The sequence below is a fragment of the Flavipsychrobacter stenotrophus genome (genome assembly GCF_002954265.1).
Classification (GTDB): Bacteria; Bacteroidota; Bacteroidia; order Chitinophagales; family Chitinophagaceae; genus Flavipsychrobacter; species Flavipsychrobacter stenotrophus.
Genome location: NZ_PPSL01000011.1, coordinates 28534 through 49550, shown reverse-complemented (window position 1 = coordinate 49550; position 21017 = coordinate 28534). Strand labels below are relative to the sequence as shown.

The window sequence follows — 21017 nt, the reverse complement described above, 5'->3', positions numbered from 1 at the left end:
ATACAGATGTAATGATCTAAACAATTCTGAAATTGGAAATTACCGCAAAGCATGGGCTTTAGCAAGCCTTGGGAGGAGGAGGATTGATCTCTTTACAAAACAAGAAATAGTAACTCTCGTTGAGTGGTATTATGTAATCAACGGAAACCAGTGGAATGTACTGGTAGGAGAGGGTAGGAATAGGTGTTGTAAGCTTAAGGGAGAAGAACTTGATCGCCCTTACTTTGTGGTGATGGCCTTTGTGTTCTGATAGTGATGTTGCAGCAATATGCTGAACATCATTATCATTATCAGGGGCAGAGGTGAAAACATGGTTTCCATGTAAATTGAAATGCATTACCGATTTGTTATCGGGCTTGTCGCTTAAGAAATAGCCGAAGATGAGCATGATAATGCCCAATCCCTGCAATATATATAAGCGCGTTTTATGCATAGTTATAAGAGTACAAATCTACGTCGGGAAAAAATAAAATTCTGTTAATCCTTTGTGTTATTTTGATATGTGAATTATTGGCAATGTAGGTGTTACAGAGAAAGAAGGCCAAATTTGTATAGACCGTTCACCGGTTTGTTTTCCCAGAATAGTTCAAAATCATCGAAGCCTGCGTTCTCATAACTTTCTTTTACTTCCTGTATGCTATAGGTTTTTATATGCGCAGGTGAAAGGTTATCCAGAATATTGACGAGCCATGTGCCTTCCTCTTTATTCACCTTAATGTTGATAGTGGATTGCTTGCTATGAAAAGTAAGTGAGGCCATCTCCCACGTGTTGCCCTTCTTGGATTTGGTAATATACTCTACAGTGGGCTGCTTACCCAACCAAACAACTTTGGCGGTTGGTTTCACACTTGTGTACTCTTCTTCGTTAAGCAGATTGGCAATATAATCGGGTGCGATGGTGGTTTTAGGTACTTTTTCCTCAAACCATTTTTGCAGCGGGAAATCGAAACAGGCGCCATGCATGTAGTTGAGTAGCGATTTTTTCAGTCCAAGGCTAAAAGTTTCGTGGTCTGCTCCGGTTGGGTCTATGTGTACTATATCGTTATTAGCGAACGTTCCGATCTCTGCATTTACCTTCTTTACCTTATACTTTTCGGGTTCCAACCCCACAGGGCTGTGAGCTGTCATGGCAAACTGGTGCCAGAAGGCAGATTGCAGGATGCCGGATTGGAACATCTGGCGGACCATCTCCAGAGAGTCGATGGTTTCCTGGGCAGTTTGTGTTGGGAAGCCGTACATGAGGTAGGCGTGAACCATGATACCTGCTTCAGTAAAGTGTTTGTTCACTTTGGCTACCTGGGCTACCGTGATGCCTTTTTGAATTAATTCGAGCAAGCGGTCAGATGCTACTTCCAATCCGCCGGAAACAGCAATGCAGCCAGATTCTTTGAGAAGGAGGCACAGATCGCGGGTAAAACTCTTTTCAAAGCGCACATTGGTCCACCAGCTGATGTTGATCTTTCTACGGATGATCTCTAAAGCCAGTGCCCGCATTAATGCCGGCGGCGCTGCTTCGTCAACGAAATGAAAACCCGTTTGTCCGGTTTGCGCTACTATCTCTTCTATGCGATCGCACAGCAGTGATGCCGTTATGGGTTGATAAGCCCTTATGTAATCGAGTGATATATCGCAGAACGTACATTTACCCCAATAGCAGCCATGTGCCATGGTTAGTTTATTCCACCGGCCATCGCTCCAAAGACTGTGCATGGGGTTTATTACCTCAATGGCGGATATATAACTATCGAGGAGGAAATCGCTGTAGTCGGGAGTGCCCACCTGACCTTGTTTGTAGTCGGTACAAGCTTTGTTGTTGATGTATACAACCTTGCCGTCGGCAAGAACGAAGGTTCTCTTTAATGATTCAACAGGTATTTTACCTTCAATGTGTTGAACCAGATTTTCTACAGGTGCTTCACCATCATCGAGCGTGATGAAATCAAAGAATTCAAAAACTCTGGCATCAGACAATGACCGAAGCTCGGTATTGGGGAAGCCGCCGCCCATGGCTATTTTAGTGCCAGGGTAGTTTTTTCTGATCCATTGCGCGCAGCGGAACGACGCATACAGATTGCCCGGAAATGGCACTGATATGGCTACTAAAGCCGGTTGTACGGTTGCCATCCGTTCTGCAAGTATGTTGATAAGTATATTGTCTATGTAAGTGTATTCTTTTTGTAGTGCCCCGTATAGCTCGTCGAAGGTGTTGGCTGATCGGCCTAATCTTTCCGCATAGCGGCTGAAGCCGAAGTGCGGGTCGACACATTCCATTATGAGATCTGAAAGATCTTCGAGGTACATAGTGGCCAGGTGTTTGGCTTTGTCTTGCGTACCCATGCTGCCAAATGCCCAGTTGAGGTCGTCAAGTTGCGCAAAACGCGATGCTTCGGGAAGGAAATTTCTTTTGCAGATAAGGTGGGCGAGTGTCGGATTCTTTCCTTGCAGGAAATTAGTAACACTGTCTACCGTTTCTATGTAATCGTTTTGGAGCGCTATTATCCTCAGTATGTTTTCAGATAGCTCCTTACCTTCTGTAGTAATACCTCCAAATAGCTGCTGTAGCCCTGCTTTTGAGAACAGCGCCAGAGTTACCTCTATGCCCAGGTCGGCCTGGAAGGAAGAGATATTTTTGGTATTCAAAAATCCTTTCAGGTAAGCCGTGGCCGGATAGGGGGTATTCAGCTGTGTGAACGGTGGTGTTATTAAAAAAACAGAGGCACTCAAATGATATTATTTAGCGTGCAAAAATATCGTAAATAAATTAAAGTTGATTTTATACAGGTATAGCTGGCAATAATGGGGCGATACTGCCTGTATTATTCCTATTTTAGCGGTTCAATTATACAACTATGGCTACTAAGCTTACTATAAATAACAACGGTTCGGTGAAGATAGAAGGCGATTTCGAGATCGTGGACAGAAGCGGTAACGCTTATGGTCTGGACGGTCGTGATGTTGTTTCTATATGCCGTTGCGGCTTATCTAAGAACAAGCCATTCTGCGACGGATCACATAATGGCCATTTTGAGCATGAAGCAGTGGCGTTTCAACTTCCTCCTAAAAAGCAGGCCTAAGTCTGATTTAATTTTTACGTCAATAGCCGCGCTAGCAGTGGTAGGCGTAGCTATGCTATTTAGTGATGACTTTCCTGATCTTTTAGCGCCTGCTCAATGTTCCTGTCAGGGATAAGCCATACTACGGCCACAAATACAAATAATGCACCGGATATGGCACTATTAACGTAGGCGAGGGCGATAGCGCTGCTGTAACTTATTACCGACAGATATCCCTTCTTTCTCATTTTGCCGAATGCGGTCTTCAGCGCGGGAGTGAACGGGTTGCTCCTTTCAATGGCTACCTGTAGGGTGGTAAATGATACGCCGGCGAGTAGCAGCAGCACTGCGTAAACTATTACTGTATTTTGAGCGAAATGGTTCTCGCCCATCCAAGCGGTAGCAAAGGGTATTAGAGAGAGCACAAACAACAAGAACATGTTACCCCATATGATGCCGGGTGTTACTTTTTTAACCGCATGCAGCATGTGGTGGTGGTTTCCCCAGTATATGCCCACGTAAATGAAACTGAGGATATAGCTGATCAACACAGGTATCAATGGTAGTAATGCGCTCCATTCCGCACCGTGCGGCACTTTTATCTCCAGCACCATGATGGTGATAATAATGGCAAATACGCCATCGCTAAAGGCTTCCAGTCTTGTTTTGTTCATGGCGGTTAATCAGCTTCAAATTTAATAACTATATCTTATTAGCAAAATATAGTGGACTTGCAGCAGGTGCATGTGGTTAGTTCAAAGGTAATATTAGCCTAACTTAGAGTAGCAGTAATTATATACCACCATGTACCAACCTGAAATAGAAACCCTGGCGATCGATAAAATGCGTCAATTGCAAAGTGAGCGGCTTGCGGAACAAGTTGCTTATTTGTACAAGCGGGTGCCGTTTTATAAGAATAAACTGGATGAGGCAGGAGTAGGACCGGCTGATATAAGAAGCATACATGATATACACAAGTTGCCGTTTACAAAGAAGGGAGATCTAAGAGATAACTATCCATTCGGCCTGTTCGCGGTTCCTCAAAACGAAATATCCCGTATTCATGGTTCGAGTGGTACAACGGGTAAGCCAACTGTGGTGGGGTATACAAAAGGAGATATTGACATATTCTCGGAAGTCATAGCGCGCTCATTGGTGGCTGCAGGTTGCCGGCCGGGTATGATCATGCAGAACGCATATGGGTATGGATTGTTTACTGGAGGATTGGGGCTGCATTATGGTGCGGAGCGATTGGGGATGGCAGTGGTGCCGGTATCGGGAGGGATGACCGAGCGACAGATAATGCTGATGCAGGATTTTGGTTCGGATGCGCTGTGCTGCACACCGAGTTATGCAATGACCATTGCCGAGGAATTGAGACGCAGAGATATTGACCCGCAAAGTCTGAAATTGAAATTTGCCATACTTGGTGCCGAGCCATGGACAGAAAGTGTGCGTGCGGACGTAGAGCGAGGATTAGGTGTTACCGCCACTAATATCTATGGATTATCTGAAGTAATGGGGCCGGGTGTCTCTCAGGAAGATCATGAGGAAAAGGGAACGGGTAGCTATATATGGGAAGATCATTTTTACCCGGAGATAGTGGACAGGGTGACAGGTGAACCATTGCCCTATGGGGAAAATGGCGTGTTGGTATTTACCACTCTTACCAAAAAAGCAATGCCTGTGCTGCGCTACTGGACCAATGATATCACGAGCCTGTATTATGATAAGGCAGGCAAACGTACTCATGTGAAGATGGGACAGATACTGGGACGGTCGGACGATATGCTGATCATTCGCGGGGTGAATTTGTTTCATACCCAAGTCGAGGCAGTGCTGGAGGGTTTCACTGATCTGTCCAATAATTATCAGCTACTCGTAAAGAATGAGGGGACTATGGATGAAGTAGAAGTGATGGTGGAATTGGATATTGAACTAAGTAAACTGTTGGAATTAGTAGCATTGGATAATGAGATAGTGAAAAACCACGACAGGTTAGGCGCAATGCATAGATCTATACAGAAAAAGATAAATGACAATATAGGGCTTACCATGAAGGTGCATTTCCTTATGCCCGGCGCCATACCACGAAGTGAGGGAGGTAAACTGAACCGGATAGTTGACACACGGAAGAAGTAGGTGATTGCCTATTTTTCTCTGTTGAACTGAGGTAGTGACAGCTGGTATTTAACAGCCACAACTCTTATGGCAATGATGATCAAAGTAGATGCGATAAGGCATGTGTATCGTTCACAGTTCAGTGCATTGAGGATGAGATAAACGATGGCACCTATAAGACATGCCGTGGCATAGATCTCTTTGCGGAAAATTACCGGAACCTGATTTGTGAGTACATCCCTGATAACCCCTCCCATTATAGCTGAGAACATACCCATAATGGCTGCAATGGCAGGGTCTACATGAAAATTGAGTGCTTTTTCGGTGCCTAAGATGGTGAACATGGCAATTCCCAAAGTATCGAATATGAAGAAGATTTTTTTGAAGCGAATGAGCTTGTTGAAAAATAAACTGGTAATTACTATGGACGCTATGATCACATAAATTATCGTTGGGTCTTTTACCCATGATAGGGGGTAGCTGCCCAATAACATGTCTCGGATGCTACCACCGCCAATGGAAGTAATGAAACCAATAAAGGTGACACCGAACCAATCGGGTTTAGATTTTTGATTAGCAACTAATGCACCGGATACAGCAAAGAATGCGATTCCGCACAGCTCTAAAATATGTTGTAATGACATGGTTGACGATGGTTTTTAAAGAGAGCAAAGATATTTTCCTATTTTATTAAGATCGGCAAAAGTAGGAGAATTTTATTTAGTCTACTAAAATAGTAGACTAAATGAAATTCTCTGTCCCTATTAACTATTAGTCCAAGTGAAAAAGTTACTATATTGGCAACTAAATCAACGTGTTTTGTCATTTTTCCTGAAGTTCAGAACTGTTCTAATATTAATTCTGATCAAGCTCTTTGCGGCGTATGATTCAGATGCCGCCACTGATTCTATGTCAGTGATGCGTGCTGAACTACAATCACAGAAGCGGGTAGATAGTGCGCTGTTTCAAAAATATTCAAATCTTTGTATCAGTGCCGGTAAATATGATGAGCTTATTAGTAACTATCACATCATGCTGGATAGTGCTAAGAAAGATCTGATGCGGGAGGATATGGTGATGCTCACAACAATGTGTCGCAAAGTAGATACCACTAAGCCTTCAGAAAATACGGTCTATCTGTTTTACATAACGGGGAAGTTATTTACAAGATACCACCTCGACAATACTTCTGCCCTCAATTATTTTCTTACTTCTGTTCGACTGGCAGAACGGTTTAATGATCCTTGTCTGATCATAAAAGGGTATAGTGGGCTAGGTTCATTTTACATGAATGTAAAGCATGACATAGTTATTGCCAATGAGTATTTTGAGAAGATCGATTCACTACTGTTGAAGACCAATATGAATGGTATCAGTGAATGTAACGTGGATGTGAATATAAGCCATGCGGTTATCTATTATTACATGGGCAACTATGCCATTGGGTGTGCATTTTTAGATAAGAGTATTGTAACTGCTCGTAAACTTAATCTGCCGCAAAAGCTATTTGACCTGTATATACGCAGGGCTAATTTTGAAACTGAGCTTGGTGACCGGGCAAAAGCGTTGAGATCATTAGACACGCTGGAACAGATAATATGCAGGGAAAGTAACAAGGAAGGTTTGACTCAGCTGATCAATTCTTACCGGTTTAATATTGCTGTACAAGAGGGTAGGTACGATGATGCTAAGCGGCTTAGTGAAATAGTTGTGGCCCAAAAGCTGAATGGAACAAATGATGAGTACTATGATTACTTATACCACCTCAGCAAGATGTATATCCATTTTAAAGATTACAAGGAAGCTGAAAAGCATATTGCTGTCTACGAGTCTTCACTAAAGCCGTGGAATATACAACGCTGGCGGTGCGTTTATGAGAATAAATATTTACTTAATAAAGCAAGGGGCAACTTTGGAGATGCGCTGGAGAATTATGAAAAATTCACCCGACTGAATGATTCCGTACATCATCAGCAACAGATATTTGCAGTTATAGCAGAACAGATAAAATTTCATACAAAACAAAAAGAGGAGCAACTCAACCTGCAGATAGCGGTTAATGAAACACAATCAAAGAATACTAAGTTGATTGTGTTGTTTTTTATAACAGTTTGCCTGGTGTTATTACTATTGCTTGGCTATAGGATAAATAGGGAATTGAAAGAAAAGGAGAAGGCCAACAGGGCATTTGCACAAAAACTATTACAGAATACTGAGCAAGCACAAAACCGCCTTGCGCATGAATTGCACGATGGCCTGGGTCAGGAGCTACTATTGCTTAAGAATGGGCTTATGCAGGAAGACAATAAAGCTAAAGTGGAAATGGTGGCTGACATTATAGAGAGTGTGCGCGGAATGGCCAGAGAGCTATATCCGGCACTGCTTGATGTTGTGGGGCTTAAAACCGCTATTGAGAACCAGTTGCAGAAGATCGATCATTCAGAGAAGATATTTGTGTCAGCAGAAATTGATTTTTCCGGCAGGTTAACCAAGCATGCGGAACTTCAGGTGTATCGTATTTTCCAGGAGGCGATAACAAACGTTATCAAAAATGCAAACGCAAGTTCAGTGCTCGTTATTTTGAAAGAAGAGCAAGGCATGATAGGGTTGGTAGTTAAAGATAATGGCGTTGGTTTTGATGATGAAATTGTGTTGAAAGGTGCGGAAACATTTGGGCTGCAAACTATGAGACAAAGAGCTGAAAGTATAAATGGTCAGCTTAAAATAAATAGTATAAAAGACAAAGGAACTGAAGTATCTTTAGTTTTCTCTTACCATGAAAATATTAATTGCTGACGATCATCCTGTAGTACTGCAAGGTATACATAGCTTTTTAGACAATAAAAAGCATAGAGTTATTTCAAGTTGCTCCAATGGTATAGAAGCCTGGAATAATATAGCTGGCCTTGACCCTGATGTGGCTATCTTAGACCATAACATGCCTGGTATGAATGGTGTGGAAATAGCCGCAAAAGTTCGCGCGGAACATTTGCGTACAAGGGTAATATTGCTCACCATGCACAAAGAGAAGGTGCTACTTGATAAAGCAGTGGCAACAGGTGTAATGGGCTATTTACTGAAAGATTTTGCACTGGACGAATTGGAGCAGTGTCTCGATAATGTAGCGAATGGTATCAGCTATTACAGCAAGCAGCTTACAAAGCATATCACCATAACAGATGGTGCAGACACGAGCGCCTACATGGATCTGCTGACGCCTGCCGAACAGAAAATACTGAAGGTCATAGCCACTCAAAAGACGTCGCAGGAAATTGCGGATATGCTGTTCATATCTGTGAAAACAGTAGAGAAGCACAGGTCTAACATTATACGGAAGCTCGACCTTCCGCATAGTACCAGCAGCCTGGCAGTATGGGCTGCTAAAAATATGAAATAGTAGTTCACTTTTTTGCTAAGAATGCCTACTGCCGCAGTAAACTACACTACAATAGTTTTTCTTCTGCTTCCTTTTGCAATTTGACTATCTCTGTCTTCTCTTTTACTATCCCTTGCCTTAACCAGGCGAACAAGCTCATGTATCCATTTGCCATCCACACCAAAGCAAATCCGGCTATTATATAGCCTCTCCAGTCAACAAGTAATAACTTATACCCGGTCAATACCAGAAAAACAATAGTTACATAATGGCTAAAGCAATATTCGCAGGTAAATAAGTAGAAAAATTTACGTTGCAGCAATGTTTTGCAACGCTTACTTTTTTCTTTGCAATATTCCCTTGGTTCCCTGAAAACTTCCTCATGTGTTACTGTCCACGCCACGCACGCAATAGGCAGCGCGAGTACAAAAAGCCAGATTATTTGTGTGCTCAGATTCATGTATAATGAGATTGAATTCATAGCATTAAAATCATGCCCGAAAGCAGCATTTATTTATTGCCCGGTATTACTGCCATTTAAAACTACCTTGTGCATTGAACAGCACAGATGGAAGCAAGGTTTGAAGAGTTGATAGAAGGGTTTATTACAGGTAATATTGGTATTTCAGAAAATTTTCTAAGCACATCGCTTGCGGCAGCCTTGCACCAGAATTTACTACAGCGGGATAGTGATGATCTTATGGTACGTGCCGGAATTGGCAATTCCCAGGTAAGTGATAGTGCGCAAACACACCGCGGAGATAAAACATGCTGGTTGGAGGCGTTGACAAAAGATAGTGCTGAAATGGAATTTTTGGATATTATCGATCAGTTCATAAGCCACCTTAACAGTACTTGCTATACGGGATTAACTTCGTGCGAATTCCATTATGCACTTTACGAGGAAGGAAAAGGGTATGCCAGGCATAAAGATCAATTCAGAAATCATAATGCCCGCAAATTCTCAATGATCAGCTATCTTAACGAAAACTGGGAAGAGGCCGATGGTGGCCAGCTGATCATTCATAATAAGGATCATTCAGCGTTATTTATACTTCCTAATAATCAGAAAGCTGTCTTTTTCCAAAGCGATAAAATAGAACATGAGGTGGCCATTGCTCAGCGCCCGCGAATGAGTATAACCGGTTGGCTAAAGAATTAGAAACTACATGGCGATTTTGGTTATTATTATTTGCTTATATTTTAACTTTTGGTGCATAAAAGTGCATTTCATTGCCAAATACATGCATTTCGTCATTTTTTTTACAATCTTGTTTTCTTCTGATTTAAATTGCTTCTATTATAAATCAACAATGGAAAACGCTAAAATGCCATCATTGGCAAAACTAAGAGATAGTAAAGGGGCCCAACTGGTTGTAGTCAATTCTGTACCCGGGCTCTATATACTACAGATGCGCGATGTAACCGGTAAAGTGTACACTTTCCGGTTTGTATTAGATAAGTAGTAAACCAAGCTTTACTTCATTCGCAAAGCATAGCCATTCGCAATGCTATTTCCCTGTTATTTGTTATTTCTATATACTCATTCCGTTATTTATTTCAATAATAATATACCAATCGGTATATTTGTTCTGTGAACAAGATCTCAAAATCAGAGCGTACACGTGAGTTTATCATTGAGCGTACCGCTGGTATTTTTAATACTAAGGGTTATGCGGGTACGTCTATGGCTGATCTTACTAATGCTACCAAACTCACAAAAGGGAGTATATACGGCAATTTCGAAAACAAGGAAGAGGTGGCGCTTGCGGCGTTTGATCATAACTGGAAGACAGTGCAGGATATAGTGAAGAGTGAAATGGCAAAGAAAACAACTAACATGGAGCAATTACTTGTTTATGTAAGCACCTATGAGGGGTTTTTCAAGTACCCGTTTCCCGTAGGTGGATGCCCCATCTTAAATACCGCAACAGAATCAGACGATACTCATCCCGCACTTAGGAAACGAGCAGCAGATGCTCTGATCTCCTGGAAAAATGCAATTGTGCGATTAGTTGACCGAGGAATAAGTGCCGGTGAAATAAAGCCTGAAACAGATGCGGAACAAATGGCGCTAACAATTATGGCTATGATAGAGGGTGTAATTATGATCACCAAGGCAACGGGGAACACCAATTACTGGCATAAGGTGATGCGCTCTGTTGAGCAATTGATCTTAGACCTGGCTGTTTAGTTTTTTTGAATAATAAAATACCGATTGGTATAAAAAGAGGTTGTTTATCGAATGATTCAGCTATATTTTTAATTGAAAACATATATAAATTGAAGTGTCATGAAAGAAGTATTTATTGTAGCTGCTAAGCGCTTGCCTGTTGGCGGTTTATTGGGTAGCCTTTCTCATTTGTCTGCAACTGAGCTTGGGGCGCTAGCCATTAAGGGTACATATGATTCGGTTGGGATTTCACCAGGCAGTATAGATGAAGTTTATATGGGCAATGTACTTTCTGCGAATGTTGGGCAGGCGCCCGCCCGGCAGGCTGCTATATTTGCAGGCATACCCGATTCGGCTGATGCAACTACAATAAACAAGGTATGTGCATCTGGTATGAAGGCAACGATGATAGGTGCGCAACAGATACAGCTTGGCTTGTCTGATGTGGTTCTGGCAGGTGGCATGGAAAGCATGAGTAATGTGCCGCATTACAATTTTATAAGAAAGGGACATAAGTATGGCGATGTGATGCTGGCGGATGGAATGATCAAAGATGGCCTCTGGGATGTGTATAATGACTTTCATATGGGTAGTTCTGCTGAGCTATGCGCCAGAACATACAATATATCGCGCGAGGCGCAGGATGAATATGCACTTGCGTCGTATACCAAGGCAGCAAAAGCGGCTACAGAAGGCAAGTTTGACAATGAGATAATACCGGTGACAGTAAAACAAAAATCAGGAGACACAGTAGTAGCAAAAGATGAAGATGTTTATAAGGTGATACCAGACAAGGTGGCTAAGTTAAAACCCGCATTTGAAGAAGGAGGAACAGTGACAGCGGCAAACGCTAGTAATTTAAACGATAGTGCGGCGGCTCTGCTGCTTGTGTCGGCCGAGGCACTAGAAAAGTATGATCTGCAGCCACTGGCTAAGATCATAGGTTTTGCCGATGCTGCCTGTGCGCCGGAGTTGTTTACAACAGCACCGGCTAAAGCCATACCTAAAGCACTGGCTAATGCAAAACTTACACTGGCTGATGTCGATTTTTTCGAGATCAATGAAGCCTACGCGGCAGTGGTGCTGGCCAACCAACAGATATTGGGTATTGACCCGGCGAAGGTAAATCTATATGGCGGGGCCGTGGCTATAGGGCATCCACTCGGCGCATCTGGTGCCAGAGTTATTTGCACACTTGTATCTGTATTGAGGCAAGAAGGTGGTAAGTATGGCGTAGCAGCTATTTGTAATGGCGGTGGTGGCGCTTCAGCTATTGTTATTGAAAATATGGTTCAGCCAATTACAGCATTATTATAAGAGAAATGAAAAAGAAAATAGCTTTTGCACTTATAATGGGGGTTATTACAACGGGTACTATCTCGTTTGCTGTAATTTCGGTTAATGTTGGTTTTGTTGCAAATTTTGTGACCGTCTGGTTTCGGTCATGGTTTGTAGGATATCTTGTTGTTGTGCCTATAATATTGTTTATTGCACCCCGTATTCAAAAACTGACAGACAAACTATTTTGCGAATAAAGACAAACTGAATATATATATGAAGAGAGTTGCAATAACCGGACTTGGTGCAATAACACCATTAGGTAATTCGGTACAAGAGTTTTGGGAAAACATTGTTGCGGGCAAAAGCGGTGCCGGGCCACTTACTAAATTTGATGCATCTAAATTCAAGACAAGATTTGGCTGCGAGGTTAAAAACTTTGATCCTACTGAGTATATTGACAAAAAAGAGGTGAAGAAATATGACCTGTTCAGCCAGTATGCCATAGCGGCGAGTGACCAGGCAATTAAAGACGCAGGGCTTGACTTTACAGCAATGCCTGAAGAGCAACGATATGATGTTGGTGTCATTTGGGCATCAGGCAACGGCGGTATAGGCACATTTGAAGAACAGCTGAAGGAATTTTATGCGGGCGACGGCACCCCAAGATTCAATCCCTACTTCATTCCCAAAATGATTGTTGACATAGCGGCAGGTGCCATATCTATACGGCATAAGTTGCACGGTCCTAATTATTGTACTGTTTCGGCATGTGCTTCGTCTAATACTGCAATCATAAGTGCTTTTGATACTATAAGATTGGGCAAAGCTACAATTATGGTAGCAGGAGGCTCAGAAGCCGCCATTACCCCGGGTTCGGTTGGTGGTTTTGGTGCATCACAGGCGTTATCAAAAAATAATGAGAACGCATTGCATGCATCAAGGCCATTTGATAAGTTGCGCGATGGTTTTGTGGTAGGAGAGGGTGCAGGTGCATTGATACTGGAAGAATGGGATCATGCTATAGCCCGTGGTGCAAATATATACGCGGAAATGGTAGGTGGTGGTATGGCCGCAGATGCTTATCATCTTACCGGCACTCACCCAGAAGGGTTGGGTGCAGCACTTGGTATGACCAAGGCTTTGTCGGACGCAGGGATTAGTGCCAAAGATGTTGATTATATTAATGCCCATGCCACTTCTACACACATAGGCGATATAAGTGAATTAATTGGCATAAAAAGAGTTTTTGGTGATTCTGGTGTACTTATCAGTGCTACCAAATCTATGACCGGGCACCTGTTGGGTGCAGCCGGTGCTATTGAAAGTCTTATTTGTATTCTGGCCCTCAAAAATGGAATTGTGCCCGCTACTATTAATATAGAAGAATTGGACCCGGAGTTGCCTGAGGGATTGAATGTAGTTATAAATAACGCTGTTGCCAGAGATCTCCAATATGTATTAAATAATACATTCGGATTTGGTGGGCATGTGGCCAGTTCTATTTTCAAAAAGTACTAACTAATACTTTCTATCGCAGATAGTCAAGGGGGCGAACTTCATGGGGTCGCCCCTTTTACGTTTAGGGTATAATTGGTATTTATATTGTATGTGCGGTTAACTCTATGAGCATTATACAAGTTAAGAATTAATACGAATAATAAATAAATGAATTTTAATGACTAATTAGCAAAATGTGTGTTAAATAAATGTTAACGAATAATTTTTGAAAACGAAAAGGTAAAAACATCGTATTTTCGCTATTAGTATAAGTTTAAAATGCTCTTTTATTAATAAAAATTAAGTACATAGGAAATTATAATTTGCTTCAAACACTTGCTTGTAGCCTGATTTTCAGTGTTCTTCGCATTAATAAAGAATAAGTTAGTTAGATTTTACTATTTGAATTTATCTTATTAAAAAATATTTCTGAGATAAATATTGTAAGCGTTTTTTATAACATTTATTAGTTTTTAATTAAAATGTATTTGCAGTTATATTATTTTTTATAAATCAATTATTTTCTACTATTGTTTGCTTTTGTGGTCGTTACTATTGAAAAATTATACCTTTTTAAATTTAAATGTCGTTGTATGAAGTCTTTTTTACTTTCCGTTTTGTGTTTGGTGGTCAGTTTATCGTGTTTTGCGGATAAAGTATTTACTCCCAATACAAATGCGTCAATTTCGGGAACAGCAACCTATTGCCAGAATGCTACGGCAAGCGTGCTAACGTACACGTATAATACTTGTAATACCGGTTCGGGTACCAATGTGGGAACAGACCTGACAATTACCTGGTATTCCAATACGATCAACTCTACAGTAGGAGGCTCTATGGAGAGCGTGACGTTTGTACCAAGTTCGCTAACGGCAACGGGGTCTACCACATTTCTTCCATCTACAATTACCACGGGCACCACATATTATTATTGTGTGATCACCTGGAACGGTACCGGAGCTTGTAACACGTTAGGCAGCTTAACCAGTGCTGTTACTTCGGTTATTGTTAATACAGCCCCCGATGCAATTGCGGGTACGCTGAACGGATGTGTTGGTACGGTTACAACGCTTACTAATACAGTTGGTGGCGGCACATGGACCAGTGCTACTGTGGCAAAAGCAACGATCAATTCAAGTACAGGTGCCGTTTCTGCGGTTGCTGCCGGTACATCTGTTATTAGTTATACTATCGGTACATGTCGCTCTACGGCAACATTTACAGTTAATGCCAACCCAGCGGCTATAACAGGAACAAATACTGTTTGTGAGGGTGCTGTAACAACATTTACTGATGCAACTGCTGGTGGAACGTGGAGTTCAAGTGACCCTTTAACAGCGTCAGTTAATGCCAGCAGCCCTGTAGGCATTACGGGAGTACTTGCAGGTACAGCTACTATATCTTATACTTTGGGAACGGGCTGTTATGCGGTTCGTGGTGTTACTGTTAATACAGCACCTGCTGCCATTGCGGGTACATTAAGCGGTTGCGCAGGTACAATTACAACGCTTACTAATACAGTAGGCGGAGGAACATGGACCAGTGCTACAGTGGCAAAAGCTACAATAAGCTCAAGTACGGGTGCCGTTTCTGCGGTTGCTGCCGGTACATCTGTTATTAGTTATACAATTGGTACTTGCCGCTCTACGGCAACATTTACCGTTAATGCTAATCCTGCAGCGATAACCGGTACAAATACAGTTTGCGAGGGTGCAATTACAACATTCACCGACGCTACAGCGGGTGGCACATGGAGTACAAGTGATCCGTCAACGGCATCAGTTAATGCAAGTAATCCTGTAGGTATTACGGGTGTGTTGGCGGGTACGGCTACTATATCTTATACATTAGGTACCGGATGTTATGCTGTTCGCGGTGTTACAGTTAATACAGCTCCCGCTGCCATTTCTGGTACTTTAAGTGGTTGCGTAGGAACGGTAACAACACTTACGAATGCAGTAGTTGGTGGAACATGGACGAGTGCCACTGTAGCAAAAGCTACAATAAATTCAAGTACGGGTGCAGTTTCTGCGGTTTCTGCCGGTACATCTTTAATTAGTTATACAATAGGATCATGCCGCTCTACGGCAACTTTTACAGTTAATACTACACCAGTTGCAATTACTGGTACTAATACGATTTGCGAAAATGCTACAACAACGTTTGCAAATACAGTAGCCGGTGGTACCTGGTCTATAGTAGATCCTTCCATAGCCAGCCTTAACGCTAGTTCTCCAGTAACAATAACAGGCTTGCTTGCTGGCACGTCAACTGTCTCTTACACCATTGGTAGCTGTGCTGTTGGTCGTACTATTACTGTTAATACAGCACCTGCCGCCATTGCAGGTACATTAAGTGCTTGCGTAGGAACGGTAACAACACTTACGAATGCAGTAGGCGGAGGAACATGGACGAGTGCTACTGTAGCAAAAGCTACAATAAATTCAAGTACAGGTGCTGTATCTGCTGTTGCCGCCGGTACATCTGTTATTAGTTATACAATCGGTTCGTGCCGTTCCACAACAACATTTACTGTTAATGCCAATCCGGTGGCTATTACCGGAACAAATACGATTTGTGAAGGTGCGATCACTACATTTACTGACGCTACCGCGGGTGGTTCATGGAGTACAAGTGACCCATCTACTGCTTCTATAAATGCAAGTAGTCCTGTAGGTATTACAGGTGTTCTAGCAGGTACTGCTACCATTTCTTATACATTAGGAACTGGCTGTTATGCCATACGGGCTGTAACTGTAAATACGGCTCCAACAGCCATTACCGGAACAACAAATGCATGTGTGGGAGTATTAACAACTCTTTCCAGTACTCCTGGAGGTGGCACATGGACAAGTGCTACTGTAGCTAAGGCTACGATTACAGCAGGTGGTGTTGTAACTCCGGTTTCAGCAGGAACGTCATTGATCAGCTACACTATAGGTTCATGCCGATCTACAGCAACTTTTACGATCAATACTACACCTGCTGCAATTACAGGTACTAATACTATCTGTGAGAATGCTACAACAACATTTGCCAATACAGTAGCCGGTGGTACTTGGTCAATCGTTGACCCAACGGTGGCAAGCATTAATGCTAGTTCACCTGTTACAATTACCGGTTTGCTTGCAGGCACATCAACTGTGTCTTATACTATTGGCACCTGCGCGGTTGGTCGTAGTATTACAGTTAATACCACTCCAACTGCCATCACTGGAACAACCAACGCATGTGTGGGTGTATTAACTACACTTTCAAGTACACCTGGTGGTGGTACATGGACAAGTGCAACAGCTGCTAGAGCAACCATAAGTTCAGGTGGCGTTGTTACTCCGGTTTCTGCCGGTACTTCTTTGATCAGTTACACTATTGGTAGCTGTCGTTCCACTGCAACATTTACTGTTAATACTACTCCTGCGGCCACTACAGGGACTAATACTATATGCCGGTTTGCTACAACTAATTTTTCAAACAGTGTAGCCGGAGGAACTTGGTCAACGAATGATGCGGGAATTGCTACTATTAATGCCAGCTCTCCTGTTACAATAACTGGTGTAACAGCGGGTACAACAATAATATCGTATACCATAGGTACATGCGCAGTTGGGCGAAGTATTACTATTAATGAGGGGCCTGCGGCAATAACCGGTACAACTTCTGCGTGTGCAGGAACTTTGACAACCCTTTCAAATGCTGTTGCTGGCGGTACCTGGACAAGTGCAACACCAGCAAGAGCAACTATTACAGCCGGAGGCGTGGTCAGTGCTGTAAGCGCTGGCACTTCGCTTATTAGTTACTCTATAGGTACCTGTCGTTCGACCGTATTGTTTACAGTTAATGCCAATCCCTCAGCAATTACTGGAACAAATACAGTTTGTGAAGGTTCAGTTACTACGTTCACCGACGCTACAGCCGGTGGCACATGGAGCTCAGACAATGTATCGATAGCAACTGTTGATGCGAGCAACCCTGTTGGTATTACTGGTGTCAATGCTGGTTCTACTATAATCACTTATACGCTACCTACCAGTTGCTATGCCACACGGGGAGTAACCGTTAATAATACACCAGACCCTATATCTGGGTCATCAAGTGTTTGCCTTGGTTTCCAGACTACTCTGTCTGATGTTGTGGGTGGTGGTACATGGACAACTTCAGCGCCAACCGTAGCCACTATCACTTCGGGTGGGGTTGTTACTGGGTTGATAGCCAATACGGCAACTATAACTTATACAGTTGGTTCATGTAATATTACATTGCCGTTCACTGTTAATCCAAATCCTGCTGCAATAACTGGTACTGCCAGTGTGTGCGAAGGATCTGTTACAACATTAAGTAATGCTACAGGCGGAGGATCGTGGAGTTCAAATAGCCCGTCTATAGCAACAGTCGATGCCAGTGATCCTGTTGGTGTTTCAGGTATTCTTGCCGGAACAACTACGATATCTTATACATTGCCAACATCGTGCTACTCAACTCGTACACTAACTGTAAACCCGACCCCTGTTGCAATTACCGGCACTATGTATGCTTGTGAAGGTTCGACCACAACACTTAGCAACCTTACAGGTAGCGGAGTTTGGTCAAGTTCGGCATCAACGATAGCTACTGTCAACGCTTCTAGTGGTGCCGTTACTGGTGTTCTCGCTGGTACAGCCAACATAAGTTATACACTTGGAACGTGTTATACAACAACCGGTTTTACTACTTTGGGTACGCCGGATGCAATTAGTGGTGTTAATTCCATTTGCGTAGGGGCTACAACTACCTTTACCAATTCCGCTCTTATGGGTAGCTGGAGTTCCAATGATCCGACAATAGCAAGTGTAGATGCAAGTACTGGCGTAGTTACAGGTGTATTAGCTGGTACAACAACTATCACATATTCTAATGGTTGCGGTACACCAGCAGTAAAATCGATCGATATTCATACAGTGCCAGACATGCCAGCTGCTATCACAGGTACATTTAGTTTTTGTACTGGTACAGTATCTACACTAGCCGATGTTACAGCGTTGGGTACATGGAGTAGTGTAACTACGGGAGTGGCCACAATAACTGCCGGTGGTGTGGTTACAGGTGTCTCTGCCGGTACCTCAACGATCTCTTATAGCTTTACTAACGAATGTGGTACAAGTGCCGCTACTCAGAGCGTAACTGTTGTTGATTATCCTACAGCAGCAATTACGTCTGCAGAAAATCCTTGTATGAATTACGCATCTGCTATTGTATTTACTGGTACTTCAGGCGCATCAGTCGTTTATAACATTGATGGAGCCGCTAATGTAACTGAAACATTAACCGGTGGTACATTTAATTTGGCAACCGGCAATCTTTCTGCAACACATGTATATGAATTAGTGGAGGTGCATAATGCTACCTGCACAACAACTTATGACACGTTCGCAACGCTTATTCCTGTGCCTATGCAGTGGGTAGGTGGTACCTTTGCGCACGAAACAGAGTGGGAAAGAGCTTCTAACTGGTCATGTGGTTTTGTACCAGGTGATACTACCGACGTTACTATACCTTCGGGAACTACTTACAGCCCGCTGATATCAACAACGAGAATTGTTTATACTAGAAATCTTACGGTTGCATCGGGTGCTGTTATCAATGCAGATGTTGACGCGTTTTTATACGTAAAGGGTGCGCTTAGCAATGGCGGTACGCTTAGCGGAGATGGTAATTTAAGCTTAAATGGTACGTCGGCGCAGGCTATTACTGGTATTGGTAAGGTAAGTAATTTTGAACTCAATAATAGTGCTGGTGCTGCCATAAATACTGGTGCAAGAATGACTATAGTTAAGTCAATTACTATGACCTCAGGTACATTAACTACACACGATAGCCTTACACTCGCATCCGATGCAAGCGGTACTGCAAGAGTTGCACCAATTACATTCGGTTCATCTATTGCAGGTAATGTAAAGGTGATGCAATACATACCGGGAGGCTATCGCCGTTACCGTTTCTGGAGTCATCCATTCAGCTCAACTATATCGTTGAGTCAGGTGCAGCAATATCTTGATATTACTGGACAAGGTGGTTCAGCCAATGGCTTTACAACTACCTCTACTAATAACCCGTCTTCTTACAGATACAATCCTGCTATGGGTAATTCATCTTTATCTTCCGATCCGGGTTGGAGACCATTTACTAAGATCAATGCGTTGGCTGCAGATACGAATACTTTCCATCGTTATCAGGGCATCCGTTTGTTCTTCCGTGGTGTAAAGGGACAAGGACTTGGTTATATAACTGATGTCATTGATCCGAATACTATTGGTATGGTTGGGGCTCTTAACCAGGGTGATCAGACGGTAGCTCTCGTAAAGGGTGGCGGAGCAAATCAAGACTATAACATGGTAGGTAATCCATACGCTTCTCCTGTAGATATTGGTACGGTTTGCTACAATGCTAAAACAGATGGCAAAGTGGTTGGTCCTGCATTCTATGTTTGGGATCCGTTCCTGGGTGCAGGTGGACAGTTCCGTACAATTACCATTGGTGTTGGTGCGGCTAGTCCTTATTATTTGCAAGGTAACTCTTGTTTCCAGATACGTGCTGCCAACAATGGAGATGCGCTTACATTTAGTGAAAGCAATAAGGGTGTAACTTCTACACACAACTTATTGAAGACAAGCCCCAACGATGTGTCATTGGTTATTTATGATGCGGATCACAGTCCTTGGGACATGCTATCAGTTAAATTCAGTGAAACTGCTACTGTAAATGAAGACAACGATTTCGATGCTGCGAAGCTGCAGGGTGGTGATTTGAATTTCTACTCATTATCAGCCGATGGTAAGAAACTGGCGATAGATGCACGACCGTTCTCTGAAGACGGCGTGGTTGCACTGGGTATCAATACTAAGTTCAATAAGGAATACATCATTAAGTCAGAGTCAGTAGTTACACCGGGTAATAGCCCTTTATATCTTCATGATAAGTTGATGAACAAATATGTTCAGCTTGAGCAGGGAACTGAGTACAGATTTAATGTAGATAACAATACTGGAACACAAGGTGAGCAAAGGTTTGAATTGTCAATGAAACCAGGCTCGTCAAAAGCAGCTGCTACAAAGATCACTTTGTCTCCTAATCCGGCAACCGATGCTGTTACTATTGTCTATTCGGGTGCAAGTGCTGAAAACGTATCTATCAGGGTATTGGATGTAACTGGTGTAAGTGTTTATAACAGCAACTACGGTGTAATGCAGTCTGGTAATATCAGCATTTCATTGAAGGATCTTGCTTCAGGAATTTACATGGTAGAAATAACTTCGGGCACGAATAAATCAGTACACCGTCTGGTTAAAGAATAATTGAAAAAAAATAGTCAATTGAAGAGAGCATCTCAGTATATGAGGTGCTCTCTTTTTGTTTAGCAACAGCATATCATTGATGGTGAATTCACTGATTTTCTGGCACTATTTAAACTATTATCTCTCTTCAACAGTCAAAACGTTGCTTTATATTTGCCTAAACTATTGCTGCCAACTTTCAAGTTTAT

At 42.6% G+C, this 21017-nt stretch carries 16 protein-coding genes; 11 read left to right on the top strand and 5 right to left on the bottom strand.

Annotated features, from left to right (window positions below; genetic code table 11):
* Nucleotides 1-58: 58 nt before the first annotated feature.
* Nucleotides 59-433: a hypothetical protein gene (locus CJD36_RS22160; protein ID WP_105041399.1), complete on the bottom strand. Its 375-nt coding sequence runs from the start codon at nt 431-433 to the stop codon at nt 59-61.
* Between the two features lie 92 nt (nt 434-525).
* Nucleotides 526-2724: a B12-binding domain-containing radical SAM protein gene (locus CJD36_RS22155; protein ID WP_105041398.1), complete on the bottom strand. Its 2199-nt coding sequence runs from the start codon at nt 2722-2724 to the stop codon at nt 526-528.
* A gap of 125 nt (nt 2725-2849) precedes the next feature.
* On the opposite strand from CJD36_RS22155, the gene CJD36_RS22150 reads away from it, so the two are divergent.
* Nucleotides 2850-3074 (top strand): CDGSH iron-sulfur domain-containing protein, encoded by a 225-nt coding sequence (locus CJD36_RS22150; protein ID WP_105041397.1) that lies wholly within the window; start codon nt 2850-2852, stop codon nt 3072-3074.
* Between the two features lie 59 nt (nt 3075-3133).
* On the opposite strand, the gene CJD36_RS22145 is transcribed toward CJD36_RS22150, so the two are convergent.
* Nucleotides 3134-3727, bottom strand: a complete 594-nt coding sequence (locus CJD36_RS22145; protein WP_105041396.1) for a TMEM175 family protein — start codon at nt 3725-3727, stop codon at nt 3134-3136.
* A gap of 130 nt (nt 3728-3857) precedes the next feature.
* Between CJD36_RS22145 and CJD36_RS22140 the strand changes: the two genes are divergently transcribed.
* Nucleotides 3858-5195 carry a phenylacetate--CoA ligase family protein gene (locus CJD36_RS22140; RefSeq protein ID WP_105041395.1) on the top strand — a complete coding sequence of 446 codons (1338 nt, stop codon included), beginning with the start codon at nt 3858-3860 and terminating at the stop codon, nt 5193-5195.
* Nucleotides 5196-5203: 8 nt separating this feature from the next.
* Here the strand turns inward: CJD36_RS22140 and CJD36_RS22135 are convergent, their stop codons facing one another.
* Complete coding sequence (locus tag CJD36_RS22135) at nt 5204-5818, bottom strand: trimeric intracellular cation channel family protein (protein WP_105041394.1); 615 nt, start codon at nt 5816-5818, stop codon at nt 5204-5206.
* Nucleotides 5819-5993: 175 nt separating this feature from the next.
* On the opposite strand from CJD36_RS22135, the gene CJD36_RS22130 reads away from it, so the two are divergent.
* Nucleotides 5994-7970 (top strand): tetratricopeptide repeat-containing sensor histidine kinase, encoded by a 1977-nt coding sequence (locus CJD36_RS22130; protein ID WP_161499420.1) that lies wholly within the window; start codon nt 5994-5996, stop codon nt 7968-7970.
* Nucleotides 7951-8571 carry a response regulator gene (locus CJD36_RS22125; protein WP_105041392.1) on the top strand — a complete coding sequence of 207 codons (621 nt, stop codon included), beginning with the start codon at nt 7951-7953 and terminating at the stop codon, nt 8569-8571. The genes CJD36_RS22130 and CJD36_RS22125 overlap by 20 nt, the downstream gene beginning before the upstream one ends.
* Nucleotides 8572-8617: 46 nt before the next feature.
* On the opposite strand, the gene CJD36_RS22120 is transcribed toward CJD36_RS22125, so the two are convergent.
* Nucleotides 8618-9031, bottom strand: a complete 414-nt coding sequence (locus CJD36_RS22120; RefSeq protein WP_205685689.1) for a hypothetical protein — start codon at nt 9029-9031, stop codon at nt 8618-8620.
* Between the two features lie 87 nt (nt 9032-9118).
* Here CJD36_RS22120 and CJD36_RS22115 point away from each other — a divergent pair, with 87 nt between their 5' ends.
* The 7 genes from CJD36_RS22115 (at nt 9119) to CJD36_RS22090 (ending at nt 20829) form a co-directional block, all read left to right on the top strand.
* Entirely contained in the window at nt 9119-9712 is a 594-nt protein-coding gene (locus CJD36_RS22115) for a 2OG-Fe(II) oxygenase (RefSeq protein WP_105041390.1), read from the top strand.
* Between the two features lie 151 nt (nt 9713-9863).
* Complete coding sequence (locus CJD36_RS23360; protein ID WP_161499419.1) at nt 9864-10016, top strand: hypothetical protein; 153 nt, start codon at nt 9864-9866, stop codon at nt 10014-10016.
* Nucleotides 10017-10144: 128 nt separating this feature from the next.
* Nucleotides 10145-10744 carry a TetR/AcrR family transcriptional regulator gene (locus CJD36_RS22110; RefSeq protein WP_205685688.1) on the top strand — a complete coding sequence of 200 codons (600 nt, stop codon included), beginning with the start codon at nt 10145-10147 and terminating at the stop codon, nt 10742-10744.
* 99 nt (nt 10745-10843) lie between these two features.
* Nucleotides 10844-12040, top strand: a complete 1197-nt coding sequence (locus tag CJD36_RS22105) for an acetyl-CoA C-acyltransferase (RefSeq protein WP_105041389.1) — start codon at nt 10844-10846, stop codon at nt 12038-12040.
* A 5-nt stretch (nt 12041-12045) separates the two neighbouring features.
* A complete protein-coding gene (locus CJD36_RS22100) occupies nt 12046-12258 on the top strand; it encodes a DUF2798 domain-containing protein (RefSeq protein WP_105041388.1) in 213 nt (70 codons plus the stop codon).
* Nucleotides 12259-12277: 19 nt separating this feature from the next.
* Nucleotides 12278-13522, top strand: coding sequence for a beta-ketoacyl-ACP synthase II (gene fabF / locus CJD36_RS22095; protein ID WP_105041387.1), 1245 nt, complete (start codon nt 12278-12280; stop codon nt 13520-13522).
* 572 nt (nt 13523-14094) lie between these two features.
* Nucleotides 14095-20829, top strand: a complete 6735-nt coding sequence (locus CJD36_RS22090) for an Ig-like domain-containing protein (protein WP_105041386.1) — start codon at nt 14095-14097, stop codon at nt 20827-20829.
* The last annotated feature ends 188 nt before the right edge of the window (nt 20830-21017 follow it).

Bases quoted from the DNA above. Each gene is read 5' to 3' on its own strand.
- CJD36_RS22135 (WP_105041394.1), bottom strand. From the start codon at position 5,818: ATGTCATTACAACATATTTTAGAGCTGTGCGGAATCGCATTCTTTGCT.
- CJD36_RS22140 (WP_105041395.1), top strand. From the start codon at position 3,858: ATGTACCAACCTGAAATAGAAACCCTGGCGATCGATAAAATGCGTCAA.
- CJD36_RS22115 (WP_105041390.1), top strand. From the start codon at position 9,119: ATGGAAGCAAGGTTTGAAGAGTTGATAGAAGGGTTTATTACAGGTAAT.
- CJD36_RS23360 (WP_161499419.1), top strand. From the start codon at position 9,864: ATGGAAAACGCTAAAATGCCATCATTGGCAAAACTAAGAGATAGTAAA.
- CJD36_RS22090 (WP_105041386.1), top strand. From the start codon at position 14,095: ATGAAGTCTTTTTTACTTTCCGTTTTGTGTTTGGTGGTCAGTTTATCG.
- CJD36_RS22120 (WP_205685689.1), bottom strand. From the start codon at position 9,031: ATGAATTCAATCTCATTATACATGAATCTGAGCACACAAATAATCTGG.
- CJD36_RS22145 (WP_105041396.1), bottom strand. From the start codon at position 3,727: ATGAACAAAACAAGACTGGAAGCCTTTAGCGATGGCGTATTTGCCATT.
- CJD36_RS22100 (WP_105041388.1), top strand. From the start codon at position 12,046: ATGAAAAAGAAAATAGCTTTTGCACTTATAATGGGGGTTATTACAACG.
- CJD36_RS22150 (WP_105041397.1), top strand. From the start codon at position 2,850: ATGGCTACTAAGCTTACTATAAATAACAACGGTTCGGTGAAGATAGAA.
- CJD36_RS22125 (WP_105041392.1), top strand. From the start codon at position 7,951: ATGAAAATATTAATTGCTGACGATCATCCTGTAGTACTGCAAGGTATA.
- CJD36_RS22160 (WP_105041399.1), bottom strand. From the start codon at position 433: ATGCATAAAACGCGCTTATATATATTGCAGGGATTGGGCATTATCATG.
- CJD36_RS22105 (WP_105041389.1), top strand. From the start codon at position 10,844: ATGAAAGAAGTATTTATTGTAGCTGCTAAGCGCTTGCCTGTTGGCGGT.
- fabF (WP_105041387.1), top strand. From the start codon at position 12,278: ATGAAGAGAGTTGCAATAACCGGACTTGGTGCAATAACACCATTAGGT.